Here is a 19,665-nt window from a genome sequence, read left to right as displayed (position 1 = left end):
TTCAGCTCCTCATTCTCAAAATATCGGCGGATTTCTGTGCCGCTGAAACATCGTTCAGCCAGCCAAGCCCGCGTTGCGTTTCTGCTTTTGGTTTGTATTCACAGCCGATCCAACCGTCGTAACCGGCCTGATCCAGCGCTTCGAAAACGAAGGGATAATTGATCTCGCCCGTGCCCGGTTCGTGCCTTCCGGGATTGTCTGCAAGCTGCACGTGGGCAATGAGGTTCTTGTAACGCTCATAGGTCGCGATCAGTTCGCCACGTGTGCGTTGCTGATGATAGAGATCGTACTGGATAAAGAGATTGTTGCTGCCAACCTCTTCGATAATCGACCCGGCCTGTTCAACAGTGTTCAGATAAAAGCCGGGAATATCATAATGATTGATCGGTTCTATCAGCAGGCGAATGTCATGTTTGGCCAGTTCGCTGGCTGCAAGCCGCAGATTGCTTATGAATGTGGTACGCAGGACGTCATCGGCCAGACCGGCAGGTGCGATGCCCGAAAGACAATTAATCCGGTTACAGCCAAGCGCTGTTGCATAGTCGATTGCTTGAATGACGCCACGGCGGAACTCGTCAATACGATCCGGCAGGACGGCTATGCCTCGCTCGCCCCTGCCCCAGTCGCCCGCAGGCAGATTGTGCAAAACCTGTGTCAGATCATTGCGATCAAGGGCGGCTCGCAACTCCTGTTTGCCGAAGTCATAGGGGAAGAGGAATTCCACTCCCTCAAACCCCGCTTTGGCCGCGGCATCGAAGCGTTCCAGAAACGGAACCTCGTTGAACAGCATTGTCAGATTGGCAGCAAATTTCGGCATGGGTTCCTCCATCGTTGGGGTCTCGGCAGGGTGGTCTCATTGCACCCTGCCGGGATGGATATGCGTGGGAATGGCATTCACTTGTTCAGTTGAAAGCGCCAACTGTGGCGGGTGCATCCTCGGGCTGTGCTGCCAGTTCTTCGAATTCGACAACGGAATTGATATCCAGACCCATTGCGATGTTAGTGACCCGTTCGAGAATGACCTCGACAACAACGGGAACCTGATGCTCTTCCATCAGCGCCTTCGCCTGTTCGAAAGCTTCCGTGAACTGGTTGGGACTGCGAACACGAATGGCCTTGCAGCCCAACCCTTCTGCAACGGCAACATGATCAACGCCGTAGCCTTTCTCCGCATCTCCCGACGCATTGATATTGTCGAAGGCAAGCGACACTTCGAAATCCATGTTGAAGCCGCGCTGCGCCTGACGGATAAGACCGAGATAGGAATTGTTCACAACCACATGCAGATACGGCAGTTTGTGCTGGGCACCAACGGCCAGTTCTTCAATCATGAACTGGAAGTCATAGTCACCAGACAATGCCACAATAGTCCGCTGTGGATCGGCGGCACGCACCCCAAGGGCTGCGGGTAATGTCCAGCCAAGTGGTCCGGCCTGACCACAATTGATCCAGTTGCGTGGACGGTACACATGCAGAAACTGTGCCCCGGCTATCTGGCTCAGACCGATGGTGGTCACGTAACATGTATCCCGGCCAAATGCCTTGTTCATCTCCTCATAAACCCGCTGTGGCTTCAGCGGTATCTGGTCGAAATGCGTCTTGCGCAGCATGGTCCGCTTGCGTTCGCCACATTCAAGCGCCCAATGCGACCAGTCGCGCAGCTTTCCCGCAGTTTTCCACTCCGTGGCAACATCGAGGAAGAGTTTCAGCGCCTCGCCTGCATCGGAGACGATGCCAAAGTCAGGCGCAAAGACACGTCCGATCTGGGTTGGTTCGATATCGACATGGACGAATTTGCGCCCTTCCGTATAGGTGGAAACGTTACCGGTGTGGCGGTTGGCCCAGCGATTACCGACACCAAGGACAAAATCCGATGCAAGCAATGTCGCATTGCCGTAGCGATGTGAGGTCTGCAGGCCGCACATACCAGCCATCAGTGCGTGATCATCCGGGATGGTCCCCCAACCCATCAATGTAGGAATAACCGGAACACCTGTTATTTCGGCGAACTCAACCAGAAGATCGGAAGCATCGGCATTGATAATCCCGCCACCTGCAATGATCACGGGACGTTCCGATGCATTGAGCATCGCAAGCGCCTTTTCCGCCTGCGCGCGGGTCGCTACCGGCTTATAGGGCTCCAATGGCTCATAGGTATCAGCATCAAATTCGATTTCTGCCAACTGGACATCAACGGGCAGATCGATCAGCACCGGACCCGGACGGCCCGAGCGCATGATATGAAAGGCCTTCTGGAAAACATAGGGAACAAGGCCGGGCTCCATCACTGTCACCGCCCATTTGGTCACCGGCTTGGCAATCGAGGCAATGTCAACCGCCTGAAAATCCTCCTTATCAAGGCGCGCACGCGGCGCTTGCCCAGTGATGCAAAGGATCGGGATTGAATCAGCCGATGCGGAATAAAGACCGGTGATCATATCCGTTCCTGCAGGCCCTGATGTGCCGATGCAAACACCAATATTGCCGTGATTTGCACGGGTATAGCCTTCCGCCATATGCGAGGCACCTTCCACATGGCGCGCCAGAATGTGGCGAACAGACCCCCGCGCCCTAAGCGCAGAGTAAAATGGATTGATGGCCGCACCGGGCACTCCAAAGGCGCAATCAATCCCCTCTTTTTCAAGGATAAGAACTGCAGCATCGACAGCACGCATTTTGGTCATGATCATTCCTCCAATTTAGTGAGATCATAATCCATAAAATTTCTATATCAACATTAAATGGAATTAATTTTCATATTATGGAAATAAACACTTTCAACAAAATGGCGAAACCCAAACTCGCCCTATTAGGGTAAGGGCAGAAAACTGGACGCAACTTCACCTCCCTGATGTTCCAAGGATGGGTAGATTTACGGATGCTGGGGTGTGGTAGGGGAAACTGCTGAGGCTTACGTTGCCACCGGGAAATTCCTGACATTCCAGAGAATTTCCTTGGACAAGGCAGAGATCAGGTTCCGGTCCGTACCCTCTCGCGGAACAAGCACGAACTCAACATCTTCGAGCGGCGGCAGACGTCCGGCGGGAAATTCCTGCAAGCCCAATGGCATCATACTTTTCGACTGCACGAGAATACCCATGCCTGCTCGTGCCGCTGCAATAAGGCCACTCAGACTGCCGCATGTGCAGACAATCCGCCATGGGATTTGATGTCTTTCCAAAGCTTGGAGCACAGCGCTGCGTGTAAGGCTGGGTGGCGGGAAAGCGATCAACGGCAATGCCTTGTGTCCCGCCAATATGCGATCGGGATCACGCGCAAGCCAGACGCGCGGTTCGCGAAACGCAACCTGGCCACGCGCATCGCCCGGCTTGCGCTTGGCGAGCAGAAGGTCGATTTCACCACGATCCAGCATTTCATAGAGAACACCGCTTATCGCTACCGTGAGTTCGAGGTCTACCGAGGGATGTGCGCGAGCAAAATCTTCAAGGACGCCGGGGAGTCGGCTGGTGACGAAATCTTCCGAAACGCCGAGGCGAAAATGCCCACGCAAACTGCTTTCCGCGAACAGCGCCTGCACTTCGCCATTAATGCTGAGCATATTGCGCGCATGGGCGAGCAGCGCCTCGCCATCGGACGTAAGGGCCAGATGATGGGTATCACGCTGGACAAGATTGCGTCCAAGCTGCGCCTCAAGCCTCTGGATATGCTGACTGACTGTGGACTGCCCCAGCCCAAGCTTTTTGGCTGCAAGCGAAAAGCTCCCCATTTGTTCAAGGGCAACGAAACTGCGCAATTGCGTGAGATCGAGCATAGATGATCCTGAAATCCAGAAACATGATAAGTGTTATTTCTTGCATCTTGTATCATGATAGTAGATGCTACCGCAAACATATCGTGCTGGACTAATCTATCATGCGCCGCTTTTTGCCTGACAATTTCACCCTGATGCTCGTTGCGATGATCGCGTTGGCATCTCTCTTTCCCGTGAGTGGTATTGCCGCTGATTATTTCGGCTTGGCAACGAAAGTGGCGATCGGACTGTTGTTTTTTCTGCATGGTGCTCGCTTGTCCCGCAGCGTGGTGATTGCCGGGTTCCTCCATTGGCGGCTGCACCTGACAATTCTCGCAGCAACATTTGTGTTGTTCCCGATTTTCGGACTTGCCGCCGGATCTCTCGTTCCCACCATTCTGCCAGCTTCCTTCTATACGGGTATCCTGTTTCTCTGCGTGCTCCCCTCCACTGTGCAATCCTCCATTGCATTCACTTCTATTGCTGGCGGAAATGTACCTGCCGCCATTTGTGCGGCGTCCGCCTCAAATATCTTCGGCATGTTTTTAACGCCGCTTCTGGCGGGCATATTGTTCTCGGCCAGCGGCCATGTCGGGTTCTCGCTTGATGCCCTTCTGTCCATTCTCCTGCAATTGCTCGCACCGTTTGTTCTCGGCCAAATTCTGCAGCCACTAATTGGCGAATTTATCCGCCGTCAGAAGAAGATTTTGATGCCGGTTGATCGCGGCTCCATCCTGATGGTGGTTTATCTCGCCTTCAGTGACTCGGTGAATGAAGGCCTGTGGCAAACGACATCACTGCGCGATCTCGCAGTCATCATTGGTGTGGATATCGTCATTCTTGCACTGGTTCTGACAACGACCATGTATGGAAGCCGCGTGCTCGGCTTTTCGAAAGAGGACGAAATTGCCATCACGTTCTGCGGTTCGAAGAAAAGTCTTGCCAGCGGTGTGCCAATCGCCACCGTGATCTTTGCCGGGCAGAGCATTGGCAGCATTGTCCTGCCGCTCATGCTGTTCCATCAGATCCAGCTTATGACCTGTGCCGTCATTGCACAGAGATATGCCGATGCGAGGAAGAAGAAAAAAGCCGCCGAGGCTTTGGCGGAGCCCGCGAAAGACAAGGGCAGTCTCCCTGTCAAAGCCGCTGGCTAACGGGCGCTCCGTGCAGGTTTTCCTATATTGCATTTGAAGCATGACGAGCGACGTCGGACCGCTCGACCGAGAACAATTCATAGAAGTCCGAATTGGTGACGACAATCACTCAGAGCCCCTTCGCACCGGCAATCTGCCATTGGCGCAGCATAATTTCAGACATAAAACCAAGCTTCTTGCTTGCAGACTTAGCCTGACATCGGGCAAATCAGAGTTGTAAGTGCTTTTCAAATGCTTCGAATGCGGCCATAGTCGCGGCATTCGAACTGGAGGAAAAAATGAAAAAAATTCTGATCGCGGCAACAATAATCGTTGCTGCCCTTGGGTCTGCAGCCCATGCTGACGGCACTTTGGACAAAATCAAGTCCTCGGGCTCTATTACGCAGGGCGTAAGAGAATCTTCTGGATTGGCCTACACGCTCGGTAATGGCGTCTATACGGGTTATCATTATGATGTCTGTCAGAATATTATTGCGGATATCAAAAAGAAACTTGGTCTCGAAAAACTTGATATTCGATATCAACCCGTGACATCACAAAATCGTGTGCCTCTGGTTCAAAACGGCACTGTTGATCTCGAATGTGGGTCAACGACAAATAATGCTGCCCGTGCAAAAGATGTTGCATTTGCCGACACTGTCTATGTCGAGGAAATTAAGATCGCTGTCCGTGCAAACTCCGGCATCAACAAGCTGGAGGATCTGAACGGCAAGAACGTTGCGACCACAACTGGCACGACCTCCGTACAGACACTGCGGAAAAACAAGCGGGCCAAAGACGTAACGTTCGGCGAAGTTTATGGCAAAGACCATGCAGACAGCTTCCTCCTGCTGCAAAGCGGCCGGGCCGATGCCTTTGTCATGGACGTTTCGATCCTTGCTGCGAATATTGCAAGGGCGCAAAATCCTGGTGATTTTAAGATTTTGCCGGAAGTTTTGTCTGTTGAGCCTATCGCGATCATGATCCGCAAGGACGATCCTGAGTTCAAGAAAGCGGTCGACGAAAGCGTTGTCGAACAGATCAAATCGGGTGCCATCGCCAAGCTTTATGACAAGTGGTTCATGCAGCCGATTCCACCGAACAATGTTTCGCTGAACATGCCAGCTTCCGAAGCAACCAAGGAAGCTTGGGCTAATCCGAACGACAAGCCAACTGAAGAATATAAGCAACCCGGTCAATAGTCTCACGGTCATTGCCAGGTTTGATCGGAAGTATCTGGACGCGCCCTCACTGATCGTGTAGCGCGTCCAAAGCGATCTGAGGCAATATCCTTCGTTCGCATGGCAGTTGGAGCAAGTGTGGCAGCCGGTTAGTCTTGTCCTCACCTGTTCTTCTGTTCAAGCTGATCGACCGGGGATTGATTTGTGGACGAGTGGGCAAAGTATGATGGCATATTGGCAGAACGTGTGGGACCACTGGCAGTTTCTCTGGGACGACCGGGGTGACGGTGTAACCTACTTTCAATGGATGATGTCTGCGTGGGGATATACAGTCGCGGTTGCATTTTGCTCTCTCGTGATTGCTCTGGTGTTCGGCATCATCATTGGCACCTTGCGAACGATTACCGGACACAAGATCATTTCTACCTTTGCCGCAACATGGGTTGAGCTGTTCCGTAACATCCCGATCCTCGTCCAGCTCTTTATCTGGTTCTTTGTGATCTCGGAGCTTGTACCGGGAATGAGAAGCGTGCCCGGCTTCGTACTAGCATGCTGCGCTCTTGGATTTTTCACGTCGGCTCGGATCGCCGAGCAGATTCGGGCTGGTATTCAGGCTTTGCCCGCCGGCCAGCGTAATGCCGGTCTTGCGGTTGGCTTCACCCAGTTGCAAACCTATCGCTATGTGATTTTACCACAGACGTTTCGCATCATTATTCCACCGCTGACCAGCGAAGCGATGAACATCGTCAAGAACTCGTCGGTAGCCTTCGCGGTATCGATACCGGAATTGATCAGCTTTGCCATGCAGACACAGGAAGAAACCTCGCGTGGTGTGGAAGTCTATCTGGCGGCGACTTTGCTCTATGCCATCACCGCACTGGCAGTTAATCGGGTTATGTCCCTCATCGAACGGCGAACGTCCATACCCGGCCTCACGGCGCAGGCACAGGGGGGACACTGATGACTACGCTTGATTTTTCTTTTTATACCTGGGCCAATATCAGCAACTATTTGATCAGTGGCTTGTACTTCAGTATTTCCCTCACCATCGCAGCGACGATTGGCGGTATTGCGCTGGGAACAATCATTGCCCTGCTGCGTCTGTCCGGTATCAAACCACTGGTATATCTTTCGACCTGGTATGTTAACGTGTTTCGCAGTGTTCCGCTTGTAATGGTGCTCCTCTGGTTTTTCCTGCTGGTCCCATCAAGCTTTTATGATCTGTTTCCCGGTGGTAGCGGCCAGAAATACAGGGCCGAGATTTGCGCCCTGATCACCTTCATTGTGTTCGAAGCTGCATTCTTCAGCGAGATCGTACGCGCTGGTATTCAATCCCTGCCCCGTGGTCAAAGTTCCGCAGGTCAAGCCCTTGGGATGACCTATGGACAGAATATGCGTTATATTATCCTGCCCCAGGCGATCCGGAACATGCTCCCGGTTTTCCTGACCCAGACAATCGTGCTGTTTCAGGATACGTCGCTGGTTTATGCCATCGGCGCCTATGACATCCTCAAGGGATTTGAGATCATGGGGAACACGTTTGGCCGGAGAATTGAAACATATCTTCTTGCCGCCGTGGTCTACTTTGCTATCTCTTTTTTCCTATCCATGCTCGTCAAGAGACTGAACCAAAAAATCCGCATTGTGCGCTGAACTGAAGGACGCCAATCAAAATGATCGAGATGAAAAGCGTTTCAAAATGGTACGGCGCGACCCAGGTTCTCAACGACTGCTCCGTTAAAATCAACAAGGGTGAAGTCGTTGTTGTCTGTGGGCCGTCCGGTTCCGGCAAGTCCACATTGATCAAGACCATCAATGCCCTGGAACCCATCCAGAAGGGCGAGATCTGGATCGACGGCGTCGCTGTCCACGACAAGGCAACGGACCTGCCCAAACTGCGAAGCCGCGTCGGGATGGTCTTTCAGCATTTCGAGCTGTTCCCGCATCTGTCAGTGACTGATAATCTCACCATTGCTCAGATGAAAGTGCTTGGCCGCCGCAAGGACGAAGCCAGAAAGCGCGGCCTGCAAATGCTGGAACGCGTCGGCCTCATCGATCACCAGAACAAGTTTCCGGGTCAACTCTCGGGCGGCCAGCAACAGCGCGTGGCTATCGCGCGCGCCCTGTCGATGGACCCGATTATCATGCTGTTTGACGAGCCCACATCGGCGCTTGATCCAGAGATGGTGGGCGAAGTGCTTGACGTTATGGTGGGTCTTGCCTCCGAAGGCATGACCATGATGGTGGTGACACACGAAATGGGCTTTGCCCGGAAGGTATCAAACCGCGTCATTTTCATGGATGTCGGTGGCCGGATCCTTGAAGATACGACCAAGGATGAGTTCTTTGGCAAAATCGAAGATCGCCAGCCCCGCACGCGGGAATTTCTCAATAAGATTCTGCAGTACTAATGCAACCTGCGTGTGATCTTTCCGCCACCATAGGCGACGGAGCAAAGGCGCGTGGAGCATGACCCGCTAATTTCTCCTCCTCGCATGTCACCAGCGTTGGTCTTTTGGACAGCTCGCCGCCAAAGAGCGGCGAGTACGCCTATTGGACAGTGGCGGTTTATACTGGCGTGCAGAAGAGTTGCGCAAATTTGAAGCTCGTCAACCAAGCAATGTCCGGGGACATACCAGCGTCGACAACTTCCTTCCCGTCATAACCATCCACTGTGAAGCTGTATTCCAGATCCTGAAATATTTTGATGATCTTCGACATAGTCCTAACTGGATCATCGAAGAGATAATTGTGTATTTCGAGGTTGATATAAGGCCGATCAGACAAAATCTTTGGTGCCCCGAGAATCACTTCCAGTTCGGCACCATCCACGTCGATTTTCAGAAAATCGACCTTTCTGGAGCGATCATAATCATCATCGAGCCTGACGACTTCGACTTTCGTTGACATTCTTGGATCTTGATCCGAGGGGAGAACCACAAATGCGCCTGAATTGTCCAGAACCGGCAACATACCTTTCCGATCCCCAGCCGCGCGAGGATGAACAACAATGTTCTTAAGATTGTTCAGCTTTGCATTGCGCTCAATCATGGCCGCGTTACTCGGCGACGCCTCCCAAGCGTGAACCACACCTGTTGGCCCCGTGCATAGGGCTAAGAGAACAGTGGTTACGCCCTGATGGGCACCACAATCAAGGACTGTCGAGCCAGGCTTGATTGTGTCGATCCACCATTGCCGCTCGACCTGCCATTGATTGGGATAATTGTACCACTGGCTAGCCAGCTTGTCCTCAATATGGACGTCAAACTTATGTGGCCCAACAATTCTCTCTCTAGCGATAAACGGTTCAAAGACTTCTGACATGTTAGTTCGCCCCTTATACAAGACTAGCGTGATCAACTGAAAGAAAACTTACTGCAACCCATCGCAGTGATACATGATCGACTGAGGTCAATCAACCAGAGGCATCATTTAATGCCTTGATATGGATAAATAAATTTTTGATATTCTACATATAAATATTCACATTCACAGTTTGAAGATTTCTTTTTATTTCTTAAAATTTTTATTTTAAACACTAACAGTTACATAGAGGTAATATTTTTAATTGACGTCGCAAATCAATTTAAAAACAGAATTATTGCGGAAACTAATAGACAAAATACTTATATTTTTTTTATAATCAATTGCTTCTACTCCCCAGTTAATTATAAAATCGCAAGTCCATCTTCCTCTGGTAGAAGTTATGGGGCACGGCTCGTTATTGGCGGATTGTACTCCGCGCCGCACGTTCAAAAAGTTTGTGTAGCCATTGCATCTCAGGCTGCGCGGCAAGAGGGGTTAAAGCCAACATGCTGCTGATGATAGGCTCGATTTTTAAGGGCAGATCAAAAATCATCAATGAACCGGCCCCGGCGATTTGAACCATTAAACGTTCAGGTAGAACCCCGATGAGGTCGGTGCTTTGCACGATCAATGGCAAAGTGAGGAAATTCGGCACGGTAATCGCGATCCGCCGTTCCCGGCCAAGAAGTTTGAGCGCTTCATCAATGTCACCGCGAGCCTCGCCGCCCGGCGATATCAAGACCTGTGGCGTGTCGACAAAATCATCGAGCGTCATGGTTCCATTGCCAAGACGTGGGTGATCTCGTCGCGCAACGCCTACGAACCGGTCTGCAAAAACGACACTGCGTGTCACCCGCTCGGCCTTCAGCCCGTGAAGCCCGCCTAAGGCACAATCCACCGTCCCGCGGTCGAGTTCTTCCAAAACCTTTTCGGGATGGATGTTGATACACCGCAAGTCCACCCCGGGCGCTTCCGTTCTCAAAGAGGCCATAAGCGGCGCGACAAGCACAGCAATGGCATAGTCGTGAGTGGCGATACGAAATGTACGCTGCAGCTTGGCCGGATCAAACGCAGCGACAGGGTTTAAGAACCCCCTGATCTGCGTGAGCGTATCGCTGATTGATTGCGACAACTCCCTGGATCTCGGCGTTGGCTCGATGCCGCGAGGGTTGCGGACGAAAAGTGGATCGTTGAACATGCCACGCAGGCGACCAAGGGCATGACTGGTGGCCGATTGAGACAAGCAAAGCCGCTTGGCGGCCCGGCCGACATGCCGCTCCTCCATCAAAACCTCAAAAACGACCAGCAGATTGAGATCGGCGCGTGATAAATCAATTTGGTGCATGGACATGATGAAGATATATCATTGGATCGATAATTGCGAAAGAATTACTGTGCAGCGATGAGCCCCAAATCCCGAGATCAACCTGAGATGTCAGGTACGTTCGATGGGGTAACGTTGAAACTGACTAAGGAATTTATCCATGATCTATGATGTCGTCATCGCTGGCGCTGGCCCCGTTGGCCTGTTTCTCGCCTGTGAACTGCGCCTTGCAGACATCTCGGTATTGGTATTGGAACAAGCTGAAGACCCGCAATCTCCCTTAAAGCGCCTCCCGTTCGGTATGCGCGGCCTTTCACTGCCCACCATCGAAGCTTTCTACCGCCGCGGATTGCTTGACAGCATCGCGATACCACAGCGTGCGAAAGATGGCTCGAGCAGCAATTCCTCGAGTGCCGCACATTGGATGCAACAGCCGCGCCGTCCGGGAGGGCATTTCGCAGGTATCCAGTTCTACGACGACAACATCGACACCTCGAAGTGGCAATACCGTCTCCCAAGTCCTGCTGGCACCAGCATGGCAGTCGAAATGGAGCATCTCGAATCCACCCTCGCCGCCCGCGCAAGTGCGATGGGGGTGGAGATCAGACGTGGCTTCAGCGTCGAAGGCTTCGAACAATCAGATGGCGACGTAACTATTCGTGCTGGAGTTGAGACGTTTCGCGGACGCTGGCTCGTCGGTTGTGACGGCGGCCGCAGTGCCGTGCGCAAGGCGGGTGACTTTGAATTCGTCGGTACTGATCCGGAATTCACCGGCTATTCCGTTGAAGTCGAGATGGTCGATCCAGATAAGCTCAGCCTGGGCCGCCACTACACTCCGACGGGCATGTTTACATACTCACGCCCCGGAACCATCGCGATGGTTGAATTCGACGGGGGCGACTTCCATAGAACCCGACCGATAACGCTTGAGCACGTACAGGCAGTATTGCGCCGTGTTTCTGGTGTCGACGTTACTTTGGCGGCATTGAAGCTCGCCACGACCTGGACCGATCGCGCCTATCAGGCGACCGATTACCGCAAAGGGCGGGTGTTGCTCGCCGGTGACGCAGCACATATCCATTCCCCCTTAGGCGGCCAAGGGTTGAACCTCGGGCTTGGTGACGCCATGAACCTCGGTTGGAAGCTGGCTTCCACAATTCACGGCGATGCGCCGGCGGATCTTCTTGATACTTATTTCAGCGAACGGCATCCGGTGGGGGCGCAGGTTCTTGACTGGTCACGCGCTCAGGTTGCTCTCATGCGGCCAAGCCGGAGTTCGCGCGCTCTCGAAGCCATTATTCGCGATCTCATCGACACACGCGATGGCGCGACCTACTTCGCCGAACGTGTGTGGGGTGTTTCTCTGCGCTACGATATTGGCGACAGCCATCCGCTGGTAGGCCGCAGCGCTCCCGACTTCGAGTTGGCCGACGGAACGAAGCTCGGCAAGCTTCTCAGTGACGGAAAGGGCCTGCTGCTGGACTTTGATGTTGATACATCACTTCGGGCGCTTGGGGGCCACTGGGATAGCCGGATCACGTATGTCGCGAGCGACGTCAAGGATCGAATGGGCCTGTGTGCAGTGCTCGTGCGCCCCGATGGGTTTGTCGCTTGGGCCAGCAACGGTCCTCCTAACATCGAAGACCTCGCCCAAGCCGCATCGCGCTGGCTCGGTCAAGACTGAAAGCAGAGCGATTGTGAAAGACTTATGAGCAATCGCCTTTGACAGGAACGAAGGCAAACACACGGACACTTGTTGTCTCAGCCGACAGACCGACCCATGCATCCATATCGAGACGACCGCAAACATGCACGGTTTCAATAACGTCCGCCCCCTTAAGGGCTGTCGCTGTAAAACCCACGGCGACGGCCGTTCGCTCAAAGACATGGAGCTTTGCGACGCCAACGGCACCACCAGCAGGCGCGAGGCCGATGGTAATCTCACCAACGCCTGTAGTATCGGGCCCGATCCGCGAGCGTCGCTGCGTGCCGAGCGATAAAGCCGTTTTTCCCGAAACGGTGAAGGTCTTTTGGAATCCGGACGAAACCTCCACGTGGGATTCCACTGGCGCCGCGCGGGTTGAGACCGAGGTTCCGCTCATGAAAAGACAGATTGCGATACCTGTTAACCGCATGGGTAAAGTCGACATGAGAAACCTTTGAAATCGAGGACGGAAAATGGCCTTCATTAGTTTTGATCCGGGTCGGCGCAGTCGAGTATAAATGCCTATTTGAGGGAGAGTTCCTTCTACTCCCCAAGCTTGGTCCTGAGTTCTATCTCCAAGTCTATGATCGCATCCGACACGGGTTGGCTGGGCATCGCTCTACATTTGCTTTCCACCGCCCTGAAATATTGATCTTGTTGGCCTTCCTTCAAGGCGTCTGGCCCAGGCAAGGTCTCATTGAACCCGCTCAAGAAACCAGCAATCCAGTTGCGATAATCTTGACCCACAGCGTGGTGCTTTCGGATGTCTTTCAGGAAAGTCTCACAAGTCACAGCACCCGGGCCGAACTGGGTTTTGGCTCCGGCCAAGGAAGTCCAGACCAGTGAAAGACTGATCGCCACGATGATTATCAGGCGCATTCGTTCGGTTTTATCGCATGCAAGGATCGAAGCTATAGACAATGACATCGGTTCCCCGGATAGGCGCCAAACTGTTTCACCAAAACGGACTGAGATTGTAAGTGAACAAAGTTTTGCAAGCTCGTGGACAATGCTTAAAGGAACTCAAAAATCTGTTCTGCTGGCATTTGCCGGTAATTGAGCATTGTCTTAGTCATGCCTCCAAATTTCTGGCGGCGTTTGACCCCGACGCCGCAAATAGCTGCCCCACTGCTAGAACTGTTTCGTGCGGGGGGCTGCAGCGAGCTTTCTGTAATCTGACGGGGTTAAACCACACTCCCTTTTGAAATGGCGGTTAAAGTTTGAAATATTCTTGTAGCCGACATTAAAGCAAATCGACGTGATCGGCTCTGTCTGCTCATTGATCATATTACAGGCCCGACTAATCCGGAGCTTGTGGATATAGTCCACGAAATTTTTGCCTGTGGTTTTCTTGAAGTAGCGGGAGAATGTGGAAGGTGTCATCCCCGCCAAATCTGCGGCAACGGACATGCGCACATCATTGTAAAGATTGCCAAGAATATAGGATGTCACGCGCTGCATGATTGCTGCGCTGTCAGCATCCAGATTGGGAGCGTAGTCACGGCTTGAAAGAATGACCTTCTCATCGCTTTCGGCCATCAGCGATATAAGCTCAAAGAACAAAGCGAGTCGCTGCAGCCCATGAACCTTGCCGATCCTACGCATCAGATCGATACCCTGTTCTTCGGCTGTCCCATAAAATTGCAGACCCCGCAAAGCTTGGTCAAGCAGAATACGGGGCGTTGCCATTTCTGGCATGATTTCGGCGGTACGCGCGAAAATCTGCGGATCGAATTGCAGAACCATATCCCGGTCCTTGAGCACCCCATCTCCGAAATTGGTGCTTACCCATTCGTGCGGCAAATTGGAGCCAACAAGGCACAGGTTTCCCGGTTGAAAATCACCGATATAATCACCCACAAAAGCCGTTCCACTTGATTGGGTAATCAGGTGAATTTCGTATTCAGGATGATAGTTCCAGCATGCAAGCCGGTACGGATAGTCATGCGTGAACCACCGGAACGATTGGCCCGGATCACAAAATATGTGCTCGAGTTCTGCGTTTTTTGCAAAGCCGATCGCCATTGTCACCTCGCGTCACGCCTGGAGTGAGTGGCGGATCAATGTCCGCTCCGTCTCCTTGTCGAAGATATGAATATGCTTTTCATCCACGGTCAACCGGCAGGGCTGCTTGAGCTGCGGACACGCGCCGGAATCAAGCAATGCGCCTATTTCTACCGTGCCCAGACTGAAATTTATCAGGGCCTCATTGCCAAGATATTCGATCAGATCGACAGCTCCAGAAAGGATGTTCGTATTATTGGCTGATGTAGCCACATCCAGATGGGCAGGTCGTATCCCAACGGTAACGGTCTTGCCGTCTTCAAGGGTATATCGCTGCCTGCTGACCTCCAGCTTTGTATCACCATTGGACAATATGTATTTCGAACCCCCTGATGATACGGTCATGTCAATGAAATTCATTGGAGGCGTACCAATGAAGCTTGCGACAAATTTGGTGAGAGGATTTTCGTAAATCTCTCTTGGCGTACCCAATTGTTCAATCCGTCCATCCTTCAACAGAACTATTCTGTCTGCCAGTGTCATGGCTTCCAACTGGTCATGCGTGACGTAAACGGTGGTGGTTTTTAATGACTGATGCAGACGCGCAATTTCGACACGCATATGATTGCGCAGTTTTGCATCGAGATTGGAAAGCGGCTCATCAAAGAGAAAGACTGCCGGCGTCTTGATCATGGCCCGGGCAATTGCAACGCGTTGCTGCTGTCCACCTGATAGAGCGGCGGGCTTGCGCTCCAGATAGGGATCAAGACCAAGCAGTGAAGCCACTTCCTTCACACGCCGCTCGATTTCCGGTTTTGAAACTTTCAGACGTTTGAGACCAAAGGCTATGTTGCCGAATACGCTCATATGCGGATAGAGCGCATAGTTCTGAAAGACCATGGCAATGTCGCGATCACGCGGTGGCAGATCATTGACAATCTTGCCAGCAATAGTGAGTTCGCCATCCGAGATCTCCTCGAGGCCAGCCAGCATGCGCAATATCGTGGATTTGCCGCAACCTGATGGGCCGAGGAACACCACAAATTCATTCTCCTCAACGGAAAGATCGAATTTGTGTACAACCTGATGCGTGCCATAGCGCTTGGTTATCTCATTGCAAACTATAGCGGCCATCAGTATGTATCCTCTCCCAAATGTATCTGTAGCTTGACGTCAGCAGGACGGCCTTCCGCGGCGCGTTCAAAAGCTGCAATGCTGTCCTTGAAAGCGTAGGTTCCCGCGATAAGCGGTTTTAGATCAACCTTACCGGATGCAATGAGGGCGAGCGCCCGGTCATAGACATTCGCGTAACGGAACACCGTTTCCATACGCACTTCCTTGGATTGTGCTGCAACAAGATCGAGGCTGACCGGCTCAACCGGCATACCAACGAAAACAGCGGTGCCACCCGGCCGCACAAAATCAAAGATACCTTTAAATGCACTCGGATGACCGCTCGCTTCGAAGACAATATCTACACCCCAATTGTCAGTCTCTTTTCTGACAAGAGCAGCAAGATTGTCGTGGCGGCTGTTCACGGCAATGATCCCATCGTAGCGGGCTGCGATTGCCAGCTTCGGGTCCTGAATATCCGATATGATGACGCGGCTGCAGCCACCCGCTAGCGCCGCCAGAGCAACCATAATGCCGATTGGACCCGCACCAATGACGAGTGCGGTATCGCCGGGCGCTACGCGCGCCTTTGTGACCGCCTGCATACCGACGGCAAATGGCTCGATCATTGCGCCTTCAGCAAATGAAACATTCTCAGGCAATCGGAATGTCAGATTAGCGGGATGAATGACAAACGGCGTGAGACAGCCATGCACCGGCGGTGTCGCCCAAAATACTACATCGGGATCAAGATTATAAAGTCCAAGCCGGGTGGCCCGGGATTTGTCGTTTGCAATACCGGGTTCCATGCAGACCCGGTCGCCCTTGCGCAAGCTTCGAACGTTGGCACCAATCTCGACGACAGTCCCCGACGCTTCGTGCCCCAGGACCATCGGCTCGTTGACAATATAAGGTCCGATGCGGCCATGGGTATAGTAATGCACATCGCTACCGCAGATACCGACTGTATCAATAGCAATTTTAACGTCATCGGGACCAAGATCGAGTGGAAGATCAATGTCGCGTAACGACAGGTGGCGGGTTTTCTCCAGAACAAGAGCCTGCATGCTCCATTAGTCCTTTTTCTTGAGTGCTGAATTGATGAAACCGCTCATGACACCAACAAAGATCAAAGGCGGTAGGGAAAGAACGATGACCGAGGCATTGAGGATGCCCCACGGAACATTGCGTCCAAGGAGCGTAAACTCCGAGGCGATGATGGGCAGTGTCTTGGCGTCTGATGTGGTCAGCATCAGTGCAATGAGGAACTCGTTCCAGACAAGAATGAAACTGAAGATGACGGCACCAATCAGTGATTTCGCAGCAACCGGCAGAGCAACCTTAAAGAACACCGCATAGGGACCATACCCATCAACAATTGCAGCCTCCTCGATTTCTCGGGGTACGCGACTGAATGCCGGAATTGCCAGCCAGATGATCGTTGACATGGTCAACAGCGTGTAGGTGGTCACGAGGGCCGTGCGGGTATCGTACAGGCCAAGATCCAACCAGATGGCAATCAGTGGAATGGCCACGGCAACCGGCGGAAGGAAACGCAGCGACAGAACGAAGAACTGGATATCGTCGGAAAAGCGGTTCGGGTATCGGGCAACCGCGTAGGCTGCCGGTATGCCAAGAACCGCGCCGATCAATACGGATGAACCCGCAATGATGATGGAATTGAACAATCCGTGCTGCACATTATCGCGTCCGAGCACGTAGATGTAATTATCAAGCGTCGGCGTAAAGATGAATTTCGGTGTCGTCGAAACGATGTCGATCAACTGCTTGAATGAATTCAGAAACACCCAGAAGATCGGAAAAATCGCGACCAGAACAAGGGCTGCAAGCGCGATCTTTGAGATCGCATATCCTGATTTTACTGCCATTTGCGCACCCACTTCCAAAGAACTGTAAAGGCGATGATGGTGGCAAACATCATCAGGACGGCCATGCTGGACGCATAGGAGATCTTTCCGGCTTCCACGAACCCTTGAGAAAACGCGTACATATCAAGCGTTTCGGTCGCGATACCCGGACCACCGCGGGTCATGACATAGATCAGGTCGAAGGCGCGTAGAGATTCCACCATCTTGACAAAGACAAGACTTAGTAAAGGGGCAGCGAGCATGGGGATGCCGATATAGAAATGCACTTCCCATGTCCTCGCATTATCGAGCCGGGCAGCTTCGAATGGCTGGGGTGGCAAGGTCTCAAGCAATTTCAGAATGATGACCGAGAAGAACAATCCCCACTGCCAGACATCAACGACAGCTACTGACGCCAATGCCGTCGACGGCAGGGAGAGAAAATCAATGGGGGCGCCAGTCAGCAATTTGATCGGATAATTGACGAGGCCAAAGAGTGGATTGAACATGAATTTCCACACAAAGGCTGCAGAAACACGGGGCAACATCACCGGGATGATAAAGAGCACCGTGACCAGGTTTCGCATGCGAGGCGAGGCAGTCTCGTAAAGAAAGATGGCCAGAAGAATGGCGACCAGCATCGTTGCAGTTACCGTCACCACCTCCCAGATCAGCGATATCCGGATCGCATTGAGAAAACGTCGGTCATTGAACAAATCTATAAAATTGGCAAACCAGACATAGCTGCTGTCAGGGAAACTCAGCTCCCGGTTTTGCAATGCAATATTGACAGCAGCAATAGTCGGGACAAACGCAAGGATCGCCAGAACCACGAGCGGCGGTATGAGAAAAAGCAGAGGTAAACTTGTTTTCCTGTTCATTTCGGTAATCCGGCAAAATCATCAAAGATAAGTGAGGAACGGGGCTTCACATGGGGAGCATTGTGAAGCCCCGGACAGCGACACGAAGGAATGTCGCTGCGGATCAGCGGCGTGCGATCAACTTGTTGGCGTAGGCCTCAAGCTCATCGAGACCACCTTTGATATCTGTCCGGCTGCCGGTGATCAGTTCTTCGAGGATGATGCCCCAGCGGTCACCAAGATCAGGCCAATCTGCGTTGACCCAGAAATTGACATCGGTGTACTGCGCCGTCTCGTTAAGCGCATTGCCAATCTCCGCACCATATTTCTTTTTGAACGCATCGCTGTTGATGACGCTGGTTCGATTGATGTCACCAAAGATACCCTGTTCAAGCCGCCGCTCTTCGTTCTGTTTCGACGTGGCCCAGGCGATAAAAGCACCAGCGCATTTCTTTGCGGCATCGTCGGCATTTGCCTTTGCGCCGATGGCAAGGCCATGGCCATAGCCGCCCCCGACGAGCGGACGTGGTGGAACGGTGTAACCGACCTTGCCCGCCACCGATGATTGTTTGGGATCTTCCGTCTGGCCAGCAAGCGGACTTGACTCGATGATCATCGCGACATTGCCGGAGTTGAAGGCTTCGGTGACTTCAGTCCAGCTGCCGGTCTGCGTACCCGGTGCCGAATATTTGAAAAGACGCAGATAGGTCTCTGTCGCTTTAACAGCTGCATCGGAATTAAAGGCCGGTTTGCCATCGACAAACCACTGACCGCCGAATGCCTTGAAATAGGTCATCCACCGCCAGACATTTGCGCCCGAACCACGCCCACCGCGCAACGCAGTGCCGTAGAAGCCCTTGGCCGGATCGTTCAATTTGGCAAGTGCGGCTTCATACTCCTCCAAGGTCTTGGGCGGCGTGATCCCGGTCTTTTCCAGGACATCCTTACGATAGTAAAGCAGATCACCGCCGCCCTGAATGGGGGCGAAATAGGCGATGCCGTTGTAGCTGGCAACCTTCTTTCGTCCCGCATCGAAATCATCATAATTGGCGTCCGCCGGGTAGTAATCGAGCAAAGGCACGATCCATTTTGACTCAGCGAAAAGCGCGACATTAGCCTCGTCAATATAATAGACATTGTACTTACCTGTTGTTGCTGCTTCCGCACGCGATTTGGCGCGCCGATCATTTTCATTCAGGTAGTCAAACTCGAACGAAGCGCCCGAAAGCTTCTTGAATTCATCCTTGTAATTTTCAAGCAGGGTAAGACTGTCGCGGGGTTGCGCCAGAACCCGGACTGTACTGTTGCAGATTTGTGCATTTGCGCTATTTGCAAAAATGAGTAGAGCGGCACTCCCAAACAAGGCAGTGCGATATAGTCTATCGATCATTGGTTGTCCTCCCAAGGTCACCATTATTGG

General features: G+C 52.5%; 19 protein-coding genes. 6 read left to right on the top strand and 13 right to left on the bottom strand.

The window, feature by feature from the left end:
* Position 1: 1 nt before the first annotated feature.
* From otnI to FHW17_RS20400, 3 genes are all read right to left on the bottom strand, one after another.
* Positions 2-817: a 2-oxo-tetronate isomerase gene (otnI, locus tag FHW17_RS20410; protein WP_112522243.1), complete on the bottom strand. Its 816-nt coding sequence runs from the start codon at positions 815-817 to the stop codon at positions 2-4.
* Positions 818-902: 85 nt separating this feature from the next.
* Complete coding sequence (gene gcl / locus FHW17_RS20405; protein ID WP_112522380.1) at positions 903-2,684, bottom strand: glyoxylate carboligase; 1,782 nt, start codon at positions 2,682-2,684, stop codon at positions 903-905.
* A 227-nt stretch (positions 2,685-2,911) separates the two neighbouring features.
* The gene (locus tag FHW17_RS20400; protein WP_112522242.1) at positions 2,912-3,772 is read right to left on the bottom strand and encodes a LysR substrate-binding domain-containing protein; all 861 of its coding nucleotides are present in this window, start codon (positions 3,770-3,772) and stop codon (positions 2,912-2,914) included.
* Positions 3,773-3,873: 101 nt separating this feature from the next.
* Here FHW17_RS20400 and FHW17_RS20395 point away from each other — a divergent pair, with 101 nt between their 5' ends.
* From FHW17_RS20395 to FHW17_RS20375, 5 genes are all read left to right on the top strand, one after another.
* Positions 3,874-4,905, top strand: coding sequence for a bile acid:sodium symporter family protein (locus FHW17_RS20395; RefSeq protein ID WP_112522241.1), 1,032 nt, complete (start codon positions 3,874-3,876; stop codon positions 4,903-4,905).
* 278 nt (positions 4,906-5,183) lie between these two features.
* A complete protein-coding gene (locus FHW17_RS20390) occupies positions 5,184-6,086 on the top strand; it encodes an amino acid ABC transporter substrate-binding protein (RefSeq protein ID WP_112522240.1) in 903 nt (300 codons plus the stop codon).
* Between the two features lie 202 nt (positions 6,087-6,288).
* Entirely contained in the window at positions 6,289-7,026 is a 738-nt protein-coding gene (locus tag FHW17_RS20385) for an amino acid ABC transporter permease (RefSeq protein WP_112522239.1), read from the top strand.
* Positions 7,026-7,718 (top strand): ABC transporter permease subunit, encoded by a 693-nt coding sequence (locus tag FHW17_RS20380; protein ID WP_091881593.1) that lies wholly within the window; start codon positions 7,026-7,028, stop codon positions 7,716-7,718. The genes FHW17_RS20385 and FHW17_RS20380 overlap by 1 nt, the downstream gene beginning before the upstream one ends.
* Before the next feature lie 20 nt (positions 7,719-7,738).
* Positions 7,739-8,476 carry an amino acid ABC transporter ATP-binding protein gene (locus tag FHW17_RS20375; RefSeq protein WP_091881595.1) on the top strand — a complete coding sequence of 246 codons (738 nt, stop codon included), beginning with the start codon at positions 7,739-7,741 and terminating at the stop codon, positions 8,474-8,476.
* Positions 8,477-8,633: 157 nt separating this feature from the next.
* Here FHW17_RS20375 and FHW17_RS20370 read toward each other — a convergent pair whose 3' ends face one another.
* Both FHW17_RS20370 and FHW17_RS20365 read right to left on the bottom strand, forming a co-directional pair.
* Positions 8,634-9,389, bottom strand: coding sequence for an FkbM family methyltransferase (locus FHW17_RS20370; protein ID WP_112551981.1), 756 nt, complete (start codon positions 9,387-9,389; stop codon positions 8,634-8,636).
* A gap of 397 nt (positions 9,390-9,786) precedes the next feature.
* The gene (locus FHW17_RS20365; protein WP_182510697.1) at positions 9,787-10,722 is read right to left on the bottom strand and encodes a LysR family transcriptional regulator; all 936 of its coding nucleotides are present in this window, start codon (positions 10,720-10,722) and stop codon (positions 9,787-9,789) included.
* A 133-nt stretch (positions 10,723-10,855) separates the two neighbouring features.
* Here FHW17_RS20365 and FHW17_RS20360 point away from each other — a divergent pair, with 133 nt between their 5' ends.
* Positions 10,856-12,379: an FAD-dependent monooxygenase gene (locus FHW17_RS20360; protein ID WP_182510696.1), complete on the top strand. Its 1,524-nt coding sequence runs from the start codon at positions 10,856-10,858 to the stop codon at positions 12,377-12,379.
* Positions 12,380-12,401: 22 nt separating this feature from the next.
* Here FHW17_RS20360 and FHW17_RS20355 read toward each other — a convergent pair whose 3' ends face one another.
* The 8 genes from FHW17_RS20355 to FHW17_RS20320 all read right to left on the bottom strand — a co-directional run bounded on the left by FHW17_RS20355 (position 12,402) and on the right by FHW17_RS20320 (position 19,635).
* The gene (locus tag FHW17_RS20355; protein ID WP_182510695.1) at positions 12,402-12,749 is read right to left on the bottom strand and encodes a hypothetical protein; all 348 of its coding nucleotides are present in this window, start codon (positions 12,747-12,749) and stop codon (positions 12,402-12,404) included.
* A gap of 194 nt (positions 12,750-12,943) precedes the next feature.
* Positions 12,944-13,327: a hypothetical protein gene (locus tag FHW17_RS20350; protein ID WP_182510694.1), complete on the bottom strand. Its 384-nt coding sequence runs from the start codon at positions 13,325-13,327 to the stop codon at positions 12,944-12,946.
* A gap of 204 nt (positions 13,328-13,531) precedes the next feature.
* Positions 13,532-14,425: an AraC family transcriptional regulator gene (locus tag FHW17_RS20345; RefSeq protein ID WP_182510693.1), complete on the bottom strand. Its 894-nt coding sequence runs from the start codon at positions 14,423-14,425 to the stop codon at positions 13,532-13,534.
* 12 nt (positions 14,426-14,437) lie between these two features.
* Entirely contained in the window at positions 14,438-15,538 is a 1,101-nt protein-coding gene (gene ugpC, locus FHW17_RS20340) for a sn-glycerol-3-phosphate ABC transporter ATP-binding protein UgpC (RefSeq protein ID WP_113094656.1), read from the bottom strand.
* Positions 15,538-16,584: an NAD(P)-dependent alcohol dehydrogenase gene (locus FHW17_RS20335; protein WP_182510692.1), complete on the bottom strand. Its 1,047-nt coding sequence runs from the start codon at positions 16,582-16,584 to the stop codon at positions 15,538-15,540. Before FHW17_RS20335 ends, ugpC begins: the two co-directional genes overlap by 1 nt.
* A 6-nt stretch (positions 16,585-16,590) precedes the next feature.
* Positions 16,591-17,406 (bottom strand): carbohydrate ABC transporter permease, encoded by an 816-nt coding sequence (locus tag FHW17_RS20330; protein ID WP_112522230.1) that lies wholly within the window; start codon positions 17,404-17,406, stop codon positions 16,591-16,593.
* Positions 17,397-18,266, bottom strand: a complete 870-nt coding sequence (locus FHW17_RS20325; protein ID WP_113094653.1) for a sugar ABC transporter permease — start codon at positions 18,264-18,266, stop codon at positions 17,397-17,399. The genes FHW17_RS20330 and FHW17_RS20325 overlap by 10 nt, the downstream gene beginning before the upstream one ends.
* A 103-nt stretch (positions 18,267-18,369) precedes the next feature.
* Positions 18,370-19,635, bottom strand: coding sequence for an extracellular solute-binding protein (locus tag FHW17_RS20320; protein ID WP_112522228.1), 1,266 nt, complete (start codon positions 19,633-19,635; stop codon positions 18,370-18,372).
* Positions 19,636-19,665 lie beyond the last annotated feature (30 nt).

This window comes from Phyllobacterium sp. P30BS-XVII (assembly GCF_014138335.1).
GTDB lineage: Bacteria > Pseudomonadota > Alphaproteobacteria > Rhizobiales > Rhizobiaceae > Phyllobacterium > Phyllobacterium meliloti.
The sequence above is the reverse complement of the archived record's forward strand: the minus strand, read 5'-3'. Positions and strand labels throughout refer to the sequence as shown.

Bases quoted from the DNA above. Each gene is read 5' to 3' on its own strand.
- otnI (WP_112522243.1), bottom strand. From the start codon at position 817: ATGCCGAAATTTGCTGCCAATCTGACAATGCTGTTCAACGAGGTTCCG.
- gcl (WP_112522380.1), bottom strand. From the start codon at position 2,684: ATGACCAAAATGCGTGCTGTCGATGCTGCAGTTCTTATCCTTGAAAAA.
- FHW17_RS20400 (WP_112522242.1), bottom strand. From the start codon at position 3,772: ATGCTCGATCTCACGCAATTGCGCAGTTTCGTTGCCCTTGAACAAATG.
- FHW17_RS20395 (WP_112522241.1), top strand. From the start codon at position 3,874: ATGCGCCGCTTTTTGCCTGACAATTTCACCCTGATGCTCGTTGCGATG.
- FHW17_RS20390 (WP_112522240.1), top strand. From the start codon at position 5,184: ATGAAAAAAATTCTGATCGCGGCAACAATAATCGTTGCTGCCCTTGGG.
- FHW17_RS20385 (WP_112522239.1), top strand. From the start codon at position 6,289: ATGATGGCATATTGGCAGAACGTGTGGGACCACTGGCAGTTTCTCTGG.
- FHW17_RS20380 (WP_091881593.1), top strand. From the start codon at position 7,026: ATGACTACGCTTGATTTTTCTTTTTATACCTGGGCCAATATCAGCAAC.
- FHW17_RS20375 (WP_091881595.1), top strand. From the start codon at position 7,739: ATGATCGAGATGAAAAGCGTTTCAAAATGGTACGGCGCGACCCAGGTT.
- FHW17_RS20370 (WP_112551981.1), bottom strand. From the start codon at position 9,389: ATGTCAGAAGTCTTTGAACCGTTTATCGCTAGAGAGAGAATTGTTGGG.
- FHW17_RS20365 (WP_182510697.1), bottom strand. From the start codon at position 10,722: ATGTCCATGCACCAAATTGATTTATCACGCGCCGATCTCAATCTGCTG.
- FHW17_RS20360 (WP_182510696.1), top strand. From the start codon at position 10,856: ATGATCTATGATGTCGTCATCGCTGGCGCTGGCCCCGTTGGCCTGTTT.
- FHW17_RS20350 (WP_182510694.1), bottom strand. From the start codon at position 13,327: ATGTCATTGTCTATAGCTTCGATCCTTGCATGCGATAAAACCGAACGA.
- FHW17_RS20345 (WP_182510693.1), bottom strand. From the start codon at position 14,425: ATGGCGATCGGCTTTGCAAAAAACGCAGAACTCGAGCACATATTTTGT.
- ugpC (WP_113094656.1), bottom strand. From the start codon at position 15,538: ATGGCCGCTATAGTTTGCAATGAGATAACCAAGCGCTATGGCACGCAT.
- FHW17_RS20335 (WP_182510692.1), bottom strand. From the start codon at position 16,584: ATGCAGGCTCTTGTTCTGGAGAAAACCCGCCACCTGTCGTTACGCGAC.
- FHW17_RS20330 (WP_112522230.1), bottom strand. From the start codon at position 17,406: ATGGCAGTAAAATCAGGATATGCGATCTCAAAGATCGCGCTTGCAGCC.
- FHW17_RS20325 (WP_113094653.1), bottom strand. From the start codon at position 18,266: ATGAACAGGAAAACAAGTTTACCTCTGCTTTTTCTCATACCGCCGCTC.
- FHW17_RS20320 (WP_112522228.1), bottom strand. From the start codon at position 19,635: ATGATCGATAGACTATATCGCACTGCCTTGTTTGGGAGTGCCGCTCTA.